We start from the raw sequence: 13526 nt of genomic DNA on the forward strand, positions 1-13526 counted from the left end.
GCCCACGAGGACCGCCTGCGCCGGATGGCGAACGCGGCCTGCTCGGGGAGGTCGGGAGTCGCCTCGCGCGTCGCCGGGTCGTCCTCGTGCCGGGTCGGGTGCCGTGCCTGGCCGCGTGCCGCGTACGGTCAGCACATGCGCGAACGGCGAGAGCAGGTATGGGGTCAGGGCGATGACAGCCCGGAGCGCGGGCAGGCCGCCGCCCTGCCTGGCGATGTCGCCGACACGGGCGCCGGAGGTGAAGCGGTGGTGTTCGTCTGCGTCACGTGTGGCGTCCCGCTGACAGGGCCGCTCACGTGGTTGCCTGCGGTTCCCGAGGCGCCGTCCTACGCATGGTGGGAAGCTGACGAACCCGGTCCGTCGCCGGCGACCGTGCCCTCAGGCCGCTGTGCGATCGAGACGGAGCCGTACGGCGCACCCCTGGTCGTCACCGAGGTGCCGGGGCCGGTGATGCCACGCCATGGGCTCCGCTACGACGCGGATGGCAAGCCGGTGGTGTCGCAGGGGCCGAGGGGAAACATCGTCATCAACCCGGATGACGCTCGCGGTCTGGAACTGCAGCACGCGTCCGCTGCCTGCTGCGGAGCGACCCCGGACGGCGGCATGAACCAGCTGTGCGCTTGCGGAACCCTCGTCGCGACGCTCTGCTCCGACTGCTGCCTGCCGTACGAGCTCCACCTTTCACCCGATCACGTCCGCGCCGTTCGCCCGTGACCATGCCTGCGCCGGTCTCGAGTGGCCGACGCGAAACACGTGGACCACCTGGCGCGAAGACACGGTCCGCTTCGCGCATGAGCATGTCGGTCGATGTGTTCATCGCAGATGAGAGCGGGGAGTCCCGCTTCCTCGACGTCCCCGAAGGGGCGTCGGATCCTCACCGCTCTCCTCACCGCTCCTCACCGCTCCTCCCCGCGCCGCCCGTCGGCGCAGGCGCGGAGCACCGCGAGGGCAGCGGCCAGCGCCAGGGCCCAGCCTCCCGCGAGGACCCACCGGGACGGGGCCGCCGACGCCCCCAGACCGGCGGCCAGCAGGGCCAGCGACAGCAGCACCAGCGACAGCAGGGCGAGCCCGAGGACGGTCCGCGGCCGCACGCCGCGCACCATGTCCCAGGCCCGGCCGCGCAGGCCGAGCAGGACCCTGTGCAGCCGCGGCTCCGGGGCGGGAAGCCGGACGCCGTCGCGGTCGCGGTCGCGGTCGCGGCGCGTCCGCCGACCGGTTCCGCCTGGCTCCGTCCGCTCGCGCCCGTCCGTGCCGGTCATGCCGTCCGCCTCCTCGCAGTGTCGTCCCCCGTGGTCCGCCCGCTGCGAGTACCCCGAATCCGCGATCGCTAACGCCCAGCCCCCCCGACCCAGCCCCAGCCCCAGCCCCGCCCCGACCCAACCCCCAACCGCGCCCCGCGCTCACTCCCGCCCGGCCCCCGCCCCCGCCCCCGCCCCCAGCCGCACGGCCAGCAGACAGCTGTCGTCGTCCGGGTTCGGTCCGCCGAGCCGGGCGGCGATGTGGTCGAGGCAGTCCGCGAGCCCGCCCGCGCCGCACTCCTCGGCCGCCCGCAGCAGCCGGTCCGGGCGGACGGTGCCGTCGTCCCGGCGGTTCAGCAGGCCGTCGGTCCAGAACAGCACGGTGTCCTCGACCGGCCGCAGCGGCAGTACGGCCTCGCGGCAGCGGGTCTCCGGCAGCGCCCCGAGGACGGTCCCGGTGGGGCCTTGGGCGAGGACGGCGGTGGCTCCCCGCAGCACGGCGGGAGGCGAGTGCCCGGCCGCGCTCCAGGTGAGCGTCCGCGCCCGCGGGTCGAGCAGTCCGCACAGCACGCTGGCGATCCGGCTGCCGCCCTGGTGGCAGAGCATCGTGTTGAGCCGTCCGAGTATCTCCCCCGGCCCCTGGCCGGTGTAGCAGAGGCCGTGCAGCGCGTGCCGGAGCTCCGCCATGCCGACGGCGGCGGTGAGGCCGTGGCCGCTGACGTCGCCGACGGCGAGCAGGATCCGGCCGTCGGCGAGGGACGCCAGGTCGTACCAGTCCCCGCCGACCCTGGGGCGGTCTCCGGCGGGCAGGTAGCGGGCGGCGTGGTCGAGGACGGCGGGGTCGGGCTCGGGCTCGGTGGGCCCGGACATCAGCGCGTTCTGCAGGGCCCGTACGGTGCGGTGCTCGGCTCCGGCCCGGCGGCGTTGCTCGGCGAGCCGGGCCCGGGCGCCGACGAGGGCCTGTTCGGTGCGGTGCCACCGGCTGACGTCCTGCAGGACCCCCCGGATGACCGGCGGGCGGCCGGTCTCCCGGTCTCCGGAGGCCTCCGCCGTGACCCGCACGGTGCGAGGGGCCTCGCCGGGTCGCCCGACGTCGAACTCCAGGGCCGCCGTCCGGCGCCCGGCCAGCAGGCGGCGCAGGAACAGCCGGGCCGCCGGGCGGTCGGCGGGGTGCACCCGGGCCACCAGTTCAGTGGGCGTGACCGGTTCGGTGCGGTCGGGGTCGAGGCCGAGCAGCCGCAGGGCCTCCCCGGACAGCTCGGGCGGCGATCCGGGGGCCCAGGCGAAGCTGCCCAGTCCGGCCAGCCGCTGCGCCCGGTGGAGCCGGGCCGCGCGCTCGGCTCCGTCGCCGGGGCGCCAGGTGAGCAGCACGCCGTCCAGGAACGGCTCCGCCCGCAGGACGAGCGTGCGGTCCGGTCCGGCGCCGGTGAAGTCCTCCGTGCGCCCCTCGTACCGGGTGCCGCTCGTGGCGGCCGCCAGGATCCGGCCGAAGTCGCCGGTCGCCACCAGTCCGGGGTGGAGTTCGCTCAGGCGCCGGCCGGTCACCGCGCCGAGGCCGGCCGCGGTGTTGGCGTACCGGACCCGCAGGTCGCTGATCGCAGCGCCGGGGGCGGTCCCGCGCATGGCCGAGAGCACCAGGACGGGGTCGAACACGGTGTCCAGCACGACACGGAACCAGTGCTCGCCGCCGGGCACCGCCGTCACCGGCCCGCCCTCGCCCGGGGCGTCGAACCGCAGCAGGTGCCCGGAGACGAGCCCGGACAGCGCGTCGACGTACCGGGTCGCCGCACGGGCCCGGACGGCGGGTACGTCCCAGCCGAGGCTCATCGCCCCGACGATCCGCTCGCCGCTGCGGAGCGGTACGGCGCACGCGCTGCGGCCGGGGACGATCCGTCCGTTGCCCGGCGAGCGCCCGCCGCGCCGACCGCGTCCGGACTCCCAGACCAGGCCGCCGCCGTGGGCGGCGGCCGCCAGGGGCACCCCGGTCTCCGGCGGGATGCGCTGCCACTGGCTGACCCGGCGGGGCTCCACACCGTGGCTGGCGACGAGGATCAGCGCGCCGTCCGGCTCCAGCCGGCCCAGCACCACGGCGACGACACCGAGCGGGGCGAGGGCCGCCTCGTGCAGCAGCCGGGCCAGTTCGTCGGGCGTCTCCGCGCCGGCCAGGGCCTAGGCGGCCAGGTGGTAGCGCGCGGCCAGGCCGGGCACCGCGGCGGCCGGGGCCGCGGTGCCCGGCGGAGGCACGGGGAACGGCGGAGGCACGGTGCCCGGCGGAGGCACGGGGAACGGGGGCGGGGGCTCGAAGAGCGGCGGGGGCGGCGGCGCGGAGACCTGCGACGCGGCGGCCGGCGGCGCGGGGCCGGTCCGCTCCTCCGGGTCCGTCAGCGGGGCGGCGATCCCGACCAGGCCCGCGGCGAGGTCCACGAGCCGGCGGTTGGTGTCCTGCGAGAGCCGTACGAGGTGCTCGAAGGCCTCCTCCGGCGTGCAGTCCAGCCGCTCGGCGAGCATGCCCTTGGCCTGCTCGATGACGCCCCTGGTGCGCATCGCCCGCCGCAGGCCCTCGGCCTCGGCCCGCAGCCGGTCGACGGCTTCGCGCAGCACCGCCGTGTCGTCGCGCACGGCGGGCTCCCCGGGGGCCCGGTCGTCAGACACAGGCCGCTGCCACGTCCGGGTAGAGCGGCAGCACCGTGGCGACGCCGCTCAGCTCCACCAGGTCCCGCACCCTGGGGACGGCCCCGGCCAGCCGCAGCGCGCCCCGTTCGAGGCGTGCCCGCCGGGCGGCGCCGAGCAGCACGTTGAGGCCGGTGGAGTCCAGGAAGCCCACCGCCGTGAGGTCCACGACCACCCGGGTGGCGCCCTCGTCCGTGAGCGCGTCGAACAGGCGTCGTACGTCGCGGGACGAGAAGTCGTCGAGGTCCCCGTGGAGCGGGACGACCGTCCACCCGTTGGTCACCAGAAAGTCCTTCATCCGGACCGCCCTCGATGCCTGGGCCCGGTCACCGCCCCCGCCCGGGCTCCCTTCCAGGCTAGAGCTGTCCCGCTCCTGCGGCTTCCGCCCCCGTCTGCCCGCCCGCCTGCCCGCCTGCCCGGCCGCCCGCCTGCCCCCCTGCCCCCCCCTGCCCGCCCGGCCGCCCGGCCGTCTCAGCCGCGGGCTTCCGGCCCGTCGCCGGCCCAGCCGGGGGCGTCGCGGTCCTCCAGTTCCTCCCGCAGCCAGGCCAGGGTGGCGCCGAGCAGCCGGGAGACGTGCATCTGGGAGACGCCGATCCGCTCGGCGATCCGGGACTGGGTGCACCCGTCCCAGAACCGCAGTTTGAGGACGGTCTGTTCGCGTTCGGGCAGCCGGGCCAGCAGCGGGCGCACGGCGATCCGGAAGTCGGCGAGTTCGATGCCGGGGTCGCAGCCGCCGAGCCGGTCGAACAGGGCACTGCCGCTCTCGTCGGTGTCCTGGTCGCGCAGGGCGTCCAGGGAGTTGGGGCGGTAGACCCGGCCGGCCATCAGGCCCTTGGTGGCCTGTTCGATGGTGAGGTGGAGGTCCTCGGCGATCTCCTCGGGTTGCGGGAGGCGGCCGAGTTCCTGTTCCAGGCGGTCGGAGCCGCGGGCGACGCAGAGGTAGAGCTCCTGCATGCTGCGTGGGACCCGCACCGGCCAGGAGGTGTCGCGGAAGAACCGTTTGATCTCGCCGGTGATGGTGGGGATGGCGTAGGTGACGAACTCGACGCCGCGCCCGGGATCGTAGCCGTCGACGGCCTTGATCAGGCCGATCGTGCCGACCTGGAGGATGTCCTCCATGTCCTCGGCGCGGTGGCGGAAGCGGGCGGCGATGAAGCGTACCAGCGGCATGTTGAGCTCGATGATCGTGCCGCGGACGTAGCTGTAGGCGTGGGACTCGCGGGCCAGCGCGGCCAGCCGTTCGAACAGCGCGTCGCTCAGTTCGCGGGCCTCGGTCTTCCCCATCCGGCGCAGCTCGGCCGCCGTCGGTCTTCGCGGCAGGTCGGGCGGCAGGCCCCGGGTCGCGGGCTCCGTCTCGGTCGTTTCCAGGTGGATGGACACGTGATCGCTCCAGGACATCGGGGTGGACGCCCGGCGACGGCTACGGGCTCGCACCTCGTGCGCGCCGCGGACTTCTTCCCCCAGGACCTGTGCCCGGCTTCTTCAAGCGCGGTCCCGGTGGCACCCGATCGGGTGCGGGAGCAGCCGGAACGGTCACGGCCGCTGCATGACTGGTTGTACCCCGGGAGGCGGGTCCGAACTCCTGTTCCGGATGTTTTTCCTGCGCCGGTTCCGCCGCCGGTTCCGCCCCCCGGTTCCGCCGACGGTTCCACGGGGGCGGCGCAGGAGCGCTCAGTGGTCGAGCGGACGGGGCCGCACCGGCTCCCCGGGCCGACCGGGCCCGTTCTTTCCGGCCTGCCGGCGCGGCCCCCGGGGCCGTCGCGGCTGGACGAGGTCGACCAGCTGCATCATGCCGAGGTCCTCGTGCTGGAGCTGGTGGCAGTGCAGGACGGTGCGGCCGGTGAAGTCCTCGTACCTGACCAGGAGGGTGACGGTGTCCCCCGGCTTGCCGCCGCTCAGGTCGACGGTGTCCTGCCAGACCGGCGGGTCGAGCCGCACGCCGTTGCGGTGGGTGACCAGGACGTGGTTGGTGTGCAGGTGGAAGGGGTGGTGGAAGGCGGGCATGCTGTCGTCGGTGTGCAGGGTCCACCGTTCGACGGTGCCGAGTTCCAGGGTGTGGTTGACGTACTCCGGGTCGAACAGGCCGTAGGCGGGGTCGCGGGTGAGGTCGCCCTCCGGGTAGGCGGCCGGGGTGGGGTGGCTGCCGAGGACGCGGTAGGCGTTGGGGAACGGCTTGGGGAAGGCGCCCGCGTCGACGTGGAAGACGATCCTGCGGTCGCTGTCGGGGTCGGCGACGTCCTTCTCGTCGAGGAACGGCTTGCCCTGCGGGAGCGCGGTCGGCAGCTCCATCGGCGGCCGGACGGCCTCTCCCGCCACCTCGATCGTCATCAGCGGGCCGGGCACCCCGGTGGCCCGCAGTTCGTACGTCCCGGCGTCGCCGCCCCGGACGAGCACGTCGGCCCGGTTGCCCACGGCCAGCGACACCGTCTCGGCGGCGACCACCGCGGGGAAGGTCACCCCGTCCATGGCGATCTGATGCATCGTCAATTTCTTTTCGCCACTGATCACTTGGAGCTTCAAGGCGGTGAAGGCGGTCGCCGCGACCAGGCGCCAGCGCTGGACCTCCCCGGGGCGCAGCGTGAGGGTGGGGTTGACCGAGCCGTTGACGGTGAAGGTCGGCTGGGCGGCGGCCAGGGCGTCGCCGGCGGTGAACTCGGCGACCTTGTCGTCCTTGAGCCGGAGCTCGTTGACGCAGACGACCACGTCGGCGGCGGCCTTGATCTGCGGCACCTCGTCGACGTCGCCCTCGACGATGAGGACCCCGGCCATCCCTCCGGCGATCTGCTGGGCGGTGGCGCCGTGCACGTGCGGGTGGTACCAGTACGTCCCGGCGGGGTGGCCGGCGGGGATCTCGACGGTGGTCAGGTACCGCGGCTCGGGGACGCCGGCCGCGACCTCCTCGGCGGTGCGCGGCGGGAACTCGCGCAGGATGTTGTCGGCCTCCCCGGAGGGCGAGACGTGCAGGCCGTGGGTGTGGAGGTTGAAGCTGTTCAGGCGGTGCGGCCGGTTGTGGCCGCCGTGGCCGGAGGCGGGCATCGGGTCCGGCGGGTTCGGCGGCAGGCCGTTGACCTGGTGCAGCCACAGTGCGTCGCCGGCGCGCACCCGCAGGGTCGGCCCCGGGATCGTCCCGTTGTAGGTGCGTGTGGTGACCGTCCCGTAGCCGGGCACGGCGGTGCTGGTGAACCGGACGTCGAGCGTCTGCTCCAGCACCGCCCTCGTGACCGCGGAGGCCCCGGCCGAGGATCCGCCGGCGACCGACGGGGAGCTCCGGACGGCCGGCTGCGGGAAGGTGGCCGCGGCCCTCGCCGGCCGGGCGAGGAGCCCGTCGGAGCCCGCCGCGAGGACGGCGGCCGCGGGGAGGGCCTTGAGCACCGATCGGCGACTGATTCCGGCATTTTCTCTCATAGCCGGGCAATGTAGGGCGACTTCCGCACGGCTACGGTCAGGCACACCGTCGGCCGAGGCGGTGTTGGGCCTTCCGCAGTACCCCGCTACCGGTGTTCCGGGTGTGTCAGGTTCGCCCCGCCGCGCGGGTCGAAGACGTGGACGCGCGCCGTGTCCACCCACAGGTCCAGCGGCCCGCCCTCGGCGGCCCGGGTGGCGGTGCTCAGCCGGGCGACCACCCGGTGCTCGCGCATCCCGGTGTCGGCCCGGCCCGAGTCGGCGGCGAGTTCGGCGAGTTCCTCGGTCACCGCCGGTCCGCCCTCCTCCGCGAAGTGGACGTAGACGTCGGAGCCGACGGACTCCCGCACTTCGACGGTCACGGTGACGGTGACCCCGCCGGTGTGCCCCTCGACCAGCGCCGCGTCCTCGAAGTCCTCGGGGCGGATGCCGACGATCAGTTCGCGCGGCGCGTCCGCGCGCTCCAGGGCGCGCCGGGTGCGGTCGTCCAGCGGGAGGTCGCCCAGGGAGGTGCGCAGCGCGGTGTGCGGGCCGTCCTGCTCCAGGGTGGCGCCGAGGAAGTTCATCCCGGGTGAGCCGATGAAGCCGGCGACGAAGAGGTTCACCGGCTCGTCGTACAGCTCCTGCGGCGAGCCGACCTGCTGGACGACGCCGGAGCGCATCACCACCACGCGGTCGCCGAGCGTCATCGCCTCGACCTGGTCGTGGGTGACGTAGACGGTGGTGGTGCCCAGCCTGCGCTGGAGGGCGGCGATCTGGGTGCGCATCTGGACCCGCAGCTTGGCGTCCAGGTTGGACAGCGGTTCGTCCATCAGGAAGGCCTTGGGGTCGCGGACGATCGCCCGGCCCATCGCGACCCGCTGGCGCTGCCCGCCGGAGAGGTTGGCGGGCTTGCGGTCCAGGTGCTGGGTCAGGTCCAGGATGCGGGCGGCCTCCTCGACCTTGGCGGCGATGGTCGGCTTGTCGACCTTGGCCAGGCGCAGCGCGAAGCCCATGTTGTCGCGCACGCTCATGTGCGGGTAGAGGGCGTAGCTCTGGAAGACCATCGCGATGTCGCGGTCCTTGGGGGCCCGGTCGTTGACCACCTCCCCGGCGATCCGCAGGGTGCCCTCGGTGATGTCCTCCAGCCCGGCGATCATGTTGAGGGTGGTGGACTTGCCGCAGCCGGAGGGGCCGACCAGGATCACGAACTCCCCGTCGGCGATGGTGAGGTTGACGTCGCGGACGGCGACGGCGCCGTCGGGGTAGCGCTTGGTGATGCCGTCGAGGACGATCTCGGCCACGATCCGCCTTCCTGGCCCGCCGGGTGGGGCGGGTTCATCGACTCGGGTTCAGCCTTTGACTGCGCCGGCGGTGAGCCCGGCGACGATGCGGCGCTGGAACAGCAGCACGAAGACCACGATCGGGATCGTGATGATCACGGCGGCGGCCGCGATCGATCCGGTCGGCTGCTCGAACTGGGAGCTCCCGGTGAAGAAGGCGATCGCCGCGGGGACCGTCCGGGCCGAGGTGGTGGAGGTCAGCGAGATCGCGAACAGGAAGTCGTTCCAGCAGAAGATGAAGACCAGGATGCCGGTGGTGAACACCCCCGGCGCCGCCAGCGGCGCGATGACCAGCCGGAACGCCTGCCACGGCGTGGCACCGTCCACCTTGGCCGCCTTCTCCAGGTCCCAGGGGATCTCCCGGAAGAACGCCGAGAGCGTGTAGATCGCCAGCGGCAGCGAGAAGGTCATGTACGGGATGATCAGCCCGGGCCAGGTGTCGAACAGGCCGAGCGCCCGCTCGATGTCGAACAGCGGCGAGACCAGCGAGATCGGCGGGAACATCGCGATCAGCAGCGACACCCCGATCAGCAGCCGCTTGCCGGGGAAGCGCAGCCGGGCCACCGCGTACGCGGCCATGGTGCCCAGCACGACGGCGACGGTGGTGGCGATCACCGCGATGCCGATCGAGTTGACCAGGGCGCGGGTGAACTCCGAGGTCTGGAAGATGCCCCGGTAGTTGGCCAGGGTCCAGCGGCGGGGCACGAAGGCGCCGTCGGAGAGGGTGCTCGGGTCCTTGAAGGAGAGCGCCACGATCCACCACACCGGGAAGAGCGCGTAGAGCACGACCACCAGGTTGGCGACGCCCCAGCCGGTCAGCGCCCGGGCGGGCCGGCCGCTCACCGGTGCTCCGGGTCGGCGCCGGGCGCGGCCGCGCCGAACAGCTTGACGAAGACCAGGGCGATCAGCGCCACGCAGACGAAGATCAGCACCGAGATCGCCGAGCCGATGCCCAGGTTGAGCGCGGTGAAGAGGTTGTCGTAGCCGAGGATCGACACCGAGCCGGTGCCGTTGGCGCCGCTGGTCAGCACGTAGATGTTGTCGAAGATCCGGAAGGCGTCCAGGGTCCGGAAGAGCAGCGCGACCAGGATCGCCGGCTTCATCAGCGGCAGGACCACCAGCCGCAGCCGCTGGCCCGCGCTCGCGCCGTCCACCATCGCCGCCCGGACGGTCTCCTCCGGGACGAGGGCCAGGCCGGCGAGCAGCAGCAGCGCCATGAACGGGGTGGTCTTCCACACCTCCGCGAGGACGATCAGACCGACGGCCGGCCACTGCTCCGTCAGCGGGGCGCTGCCCTCCGGCAGCAGCGCCGCCAGGTAGCCGGTGCCCGGGGTCCAGGCGTACTGCCAGGAGTACGCGGCGACCACGGTGACGATCCCGTACGGCACCAGCACCGCGGTGCGCACCGTGCCGCGCCCGAAGACCGTCCGGTGCATCACCAGCGCGAGCGCCAGGCCGAGCACCAGCTCCACGGTGACCGACGCCACCGTGATCAGCACCGTGACGCCGAGCGCCTGCCACCAGTACGGCGAGGTCAGCACCGCACCGTAGTTGGCGAGGCCGACCCAGTGCGCCTGCGCGGGGAAGCGCAGGTCGTAGCGCTGCAGGGACAGGTAGACGGCGTAGCCGATCGGGTAGGCGGTGACGGCGAGCATCACGATCACCGCGGGGGCGCACAGCAGCAGGCCCAGCCGGCTCTCCTGGCGGGCCCCGCGCGAGGGCCCGGCCGGCTCCGGTCCGGCCGGTTCGGGCCCGGCCGCGGCGGCGGCCTCGGTGGACGGTGTCACGGGATCAGCCCCTTCGAGCCGAGGGCGGCCTGGATCTGCCCGCGGAGGTCGGCCACGTCCTTCTCCGGACGGATGCCGGCGGGCGGGGAGAGGGTGTGCGAGACGGCGATGGAGACGTTCTGGTAGGCCGGGGTCTGGGGACGCACGCTCGCGGAGTCGAGGGCGGCCAGCACGTCGGCGGCGAACGGGTAGCTGGCGGTGAGCTCGGCCGTCCCGTACAGGCTCCGCAGCGAGGGAGGCAGGCCGCCCTTCAGCGCGTTGGTGAGCTGGTTGTCCCGGTCGCGCAGACACAGGGTGGCCTCGGCGGCGAGGTCGGGGTGGCGGCTGTAGGCGCCCACCGCGAGGTCGATCCCGCCGATGGTGACGCTGGCGGGCCGGTCGGCGCTCACCGCGGGGTACGGGGCCCAGCGGAAGTGCGGGAACAGCTCCGGCCGGTTGGCCTTCATCGAGGGGTAGACGAAGGGGTAGTTGAGTTCGAAGGCGGCCGTGCCGGACTCCATGGCGAGCCGGTTCTGGTCCTCCATCTGGTTCGGCAGCGAGGGGTCGGCGGCCACCGACGCCGCCAGGTCGCGCATCACCCCGGCGGCCGTGACGGCCGGCGCCCCGAGCGAGGGCGCCTGGGCGTCGGGGGTCAGGATCGAACCGCCCGCGCTGGTGACCAGCGTGTTGAACCAGACCGTCAGCCCCTCGTACTGGGCGCCCTGGATCTCCACCAGGTGCGGCCTGCCCTCGCGGGCCAGCTCCTTCGCCGCCGAGAGCATCTCCGCCCAGGTCCGGGGCGGGGTCGGCACCAGGTCGTCGCGGTACCAGAGCAACTGGGTGTTGGAGTTGTACGGCACCGCGTACAGCCGGTCCCGCCAGGTCGCGGTGCGCACCGCCGCGTCGAGGGTGTCGGCGGTGGCCCGCTCGCGCATCGCCCCGGTCCACTCGCGGATCCAGCCGGCCTCGGCGAACTCGGCGGGCCAGGTGACGTCCAGGCCGAGGACGTCCACGTCGGCGTCGTGCGCCGCCATCCGGCGCACCAGCTGCTGGCGCTGGCCGTCGGCGCCGCGCGGCAGCTTGTTGTAGCGGATCGTGTAGCGGCCGCCGGACTCCTGCCCGCAGCGGTCGGCGGCCTGCTGGAGGGCGCCCGAGTCGTCCGGGAAGTTGTACCAGTTCAGGGTGACGGGGCCGCCGCTGCCGCCGCCCCCGCAGCCCGCCAGGGCGGAGGCGAGCACGGCCAGTCCGGCGGCGGCGCTCGCCCAGCGCGAGCGGAGATCGGGGAGCCTCGGCATCGTTCTCCCGGAGTGGGACGGACCGGTCCGGGAGACCCTAGCCCGACGCCCCGGCCGGGCCGGGGGCGTGCCGCGCCGCCGGGCGGGCGATCAGCCGGACGGCCGAACCGGCGGCCCGGGGAGCGTCCTGTCGATCGGCCCCGGACCAGGGCGCGTCGGGGTGCGTGCGCCGCGCAGGACGACTCCCGGAGCCGGGACGGCGGCGGGTGTCCGGGAGGCGCGGGCCGGGGAGCCGCCGGATACTGGGCGCACGCGCCGAGACCTCCGGCCGCGCCGGAACCGAGGAGCACGCCGTGACCGGACCCCACGCCGTGACCGGGCCCCACGCCGTGACCGGGCCCGTCGTCGTCGGATTCGACGGCTCGCCCGAGAGCCTGGCCGCCGCCGCCTGGGCCGCCCGCGAGGCGCAGCGCCGCGGCCTGCGCCTGGACGTCCTCCAGGCGTGGCCCCGGCCCAAGCACGTCGCCCCCGGGAGCCGACCGGGCGACCACCCAGCGCTGGCGCAACTCGCCGAACGCGAGGGCGAGTTGAGGCCCCTGGCGCCCGCGGTGGAGGTGGCCGCCTCCTCGGTGGCCGCCGATCCCGTCGAGGCGCTGGAGGCCGCCGGGCAGAGCGCATCCGTGCTGGTGGTCGGCTCGCGCGGACTGGGCACCCTGCGCGGGTTCCTGATCGGCTCGGTGAGCCAGGAGGTGCTGCGGCGGGCGGCCTGCCCAGTGGTGCTGGTCCGGGCCGGCGGGGACGAGCCGGACGGCGAGGTGATGGTCGGCCTGGACCTCGGGCGCCCGGCGGAGCCGGTGCTGGCCTTCGCCTTCCAGGCCGCCGCGCTGCGCTCGGCGCCGCTGCGGGTGGTGCACGTCTGGTCGCCGCCGGCCGGCAGCGAGTACATGTCCTACGGAGCGATCGGCGGGCTGGAGCGCGAGGCGTCCGCGGCCGAGGACAGCGGGCTCGCCGGGGCCCTGGCGCCGTGGCGGGTCCACTATCCCGGCGTCGAGGTGACCACCGAGCTGATCCGGGGAAAGCCCGCGGTGGACCTCGTGGACGCCGCGGCGACGGCCCGGCTGCTGGTGGTCGGCCGCCGGATCCGGCACCTGCCGCTGCGCCACCACCACGTCGGCCCGGTGGCGCACGCCGCGATCCACCACGTGCACTGCCCGGTCGCGGTCGTCCCGTACGGCTGACGGGTTCCGGGACTGACGGTTCCGGGAAGGCGCTACAGTCCGGCCCCATGAGTGAGTCCGTACGCCCGCCCTTCGGGAACTTCGTCTCCGCCGCGCCCGCGCTGGAGGTCTGCGCGGAGCTCGCCGCGCCCGTCGCCGACGCGCTGAAGAACTGGGCCGCCCAGGAGGCGGCCGCCTCGGTCCTCTACGTGGACACCGATCCGGAGCTGGCGGACACCGCCGTGTTCTGCGCGGCCTACGACGCTCCCCCGGAGCTCTCCGCGAACTGCGTGGTGGTCGCCGCCAAGCGTGCCGGGGAGGTGACCCTGGCCGCGTGCCTGGCCCTGGCCACCACGCGGGTGGACGTCAACAAGGCGGTGCGCACCCACCTGGGGGCGCGCAAGGCGTCGTTCGCGCCGATGGACACCGCGGTCGAGCTGACCGGCATGGAGTACGGGGGCATCACGCCCGTCGGGCTGCCCGCCGGGTGGCCGCTGCTGATCGACGGGGCGGTGGCCGAGGCGCCGTACGTCCTGGTCGGCAGCGGCCGGCGCCGGGGCAAGCTCATCCTGCCCGGGTGGGCGCTGGCGCGGCTGCCCGGCGGCCACGGCATTGCAGCAGTCCATTCACTACAGCAACTTGGAAGACCCTGGCGGCAAGGGCCTCAGCCTCCGCG

At 74.4% G+C, this 13526-nt stretch carries 13 protein-coding genes; 3 read left to right on the forward strand and 10 right to left on the reverse strand.

Annotated elements, in window-relative coordinates; genetic code table 11:
* The first annotated feature begins 135 nt into the window (after positions 1 to 135).
* Positions 136 to 714, forward strand: a complete 579-nt coding sequence (locus tag AB0E96_RS05230) for a hypothetical protein (RefSeq protein ID WP_359818713.1) — start codon at positions 136 to 138, stop codon at positions 712 to 714.
* 182 nt (positions 715 to 896) lie between these two features.
* On the opposite strand, the gene AB0E96_RS05235 is transcribed toward AB0E96_RS05230, so the two are convergent.
* The 10 genes from AB0E96_RS05235 to AB0E96_RS05280 form a co-directional block, all read right to left on the reverse strand.
* The gene (locus AB0E96_RS05235) at positions 897 to 1259 is read right to left on the reverse strand and encodes a hypothetical protein (protein ID WP_359818716.1); all 363 of its coding nucleotides are present in this window, start codon (positions 1257 to 1259) and stop codon (positions 897 to 899) included.
* Positions 1260 to 1400: 141 nt separating this feature from the next.
* Positions 1401 to 3404, reverse strand: coding sequence for a SpoIIE family protein phosphatase (locus AB0E96_RS05240; protein ID WP_359818743.1), 2004 nt, complete (start codon positions 3402 to 3404; stop codon positions 1401 to 1403).
* A 3-nt stretch (positions 3405 to 3407) separates the two neighbouring features.
* A complete protein-coding gene (locus AB0E96_RS05245) occupies positions 3408 to 3857 on the reverse strand; it encodes an ANTAR domain-containing protein (RefSeq protein ID WP_359818718.1) in 450 nt (149 codons plus the stop codon).
* 25 nt (positions 3858 to 3882) lie between these two features.
* Positions 3883 to 4191, reverse strand: a complete 309-nt coding sequence (locus AB0E96_RS05250) for an STAS domain-containing protein (RefSeq protein ID WP_359818721.1) — start codon at positions 4189 to 4191, stop codon at positions 3883 to 3885.
* Between the two features lie 188 nt (positions 4192 to 4379).
* Positions 4380 to 5288 carry a SigB/SigF/SigG family RNA polymerase sigma factor gene (locus tag AB0E96_RS05255; protein WP_359818723.1) on the reverse strand — a complete coding sequence of 303 codons (909 nt, stop codon included), beginning with the start codon at positions 5286 to 5288 and terminating at the stop codon, positions 4380 to 4382.
* A gap of 291 nt (positions 5289 to 5579) precedes the next feature.
* Complete coding sequence (locus AB0E96_RS05260) at positions 5580 to 7313, reverse strand: multicopper oxidase domain-containing protein (RefSeq protein WP_359818725.1); 1734 nt, start codon at positions 7311 to 7313, stop codon at positions 5580 to 5582.
* A gap of 86 nt (positions 7314 to 7399) precedes the next feature.
* Positions 7400 to 8593: a sn-glycerol-3-phosphate ABC transporter ATP-binding protein UgpC gene (gene ugpC, locus AB0E96_RS05265; protein ID WP_359818727.1), complete on the reverse strand. Its 1194-nt coding sequence runs from the start codon at positions 8591 to 8593 to the stop codon at positions 7400 to 7402.
* A 48-nt stretch (positions 8594 to 8641) separates the two neighbouring features.
* Positions 8642 to 9475: a carbohydrate ABC transporter permease gene (locus AB0E96_RS05270; RefSeq protein ID WP_359818729.1), complete on the reverse strand. Its 834-nt coding sequence runs from the start codon at positions 9473 to 9475 to the stop codon at positions 8642 to 8644.
* Positions 9472 to 10323, reverse strand: coding sequence for a sugar ABC transporter permease (locus tag AB0E96_RS05275; protein WP_359818746.1), 852 nt, complete (start codon positions 10321 to 10323; stop codon positions 9472 to 9474). Before AB0E96_RS05275 ends, AB0E96_RS05270 begins: the two co-directional genes overlap by 4 nt.
* Before the next feature lie 92 nt (positions 10324 to 10415).
* Positions 10416 to 11693, reverse strand: coding sequence for an ABC transporter substrate-binding protein (locus AB0E96_RS05280; protein WP_359818731.1), 1278 nt, complete (start codon positions 11691 to 11693; stop codon positions 10416 to 10418).
* A gap of 293 nt (positions 11694 to 11986) precedes the next feature.
* On the opposite strand from AB0E96_RS05280, the gene AB0E96_RS05285 reads away from it, so the two are divergent.
* Complete coding sequence (locus AB0E96_RS05285) at positions 11987 to 12871, forward strand: universal stress protein (protein WP_359818733.1); 885 nt, start codon at positions 11987 to 11989, stop codon at positions 12869 to 12871.
* Positions 12872 to 12918: 47 nt separating this feature from the next.
* Positions 12919 to 13526: YbaK/EbsC family protein (locus AB0E96_RS05290; protein ID WP_359818735.1), on the forward strand; the 608-nt coding region annotated here is incomplete at its 3' end.

Source organism: Kitasatospora sp. NPDC036755, from assembly GCF_040636595.1.
GTDB lineage: Bacteria > Actinomycetota > Actinomycetes > Streptomycetales > Streptomycetaceae > Kitasatospora.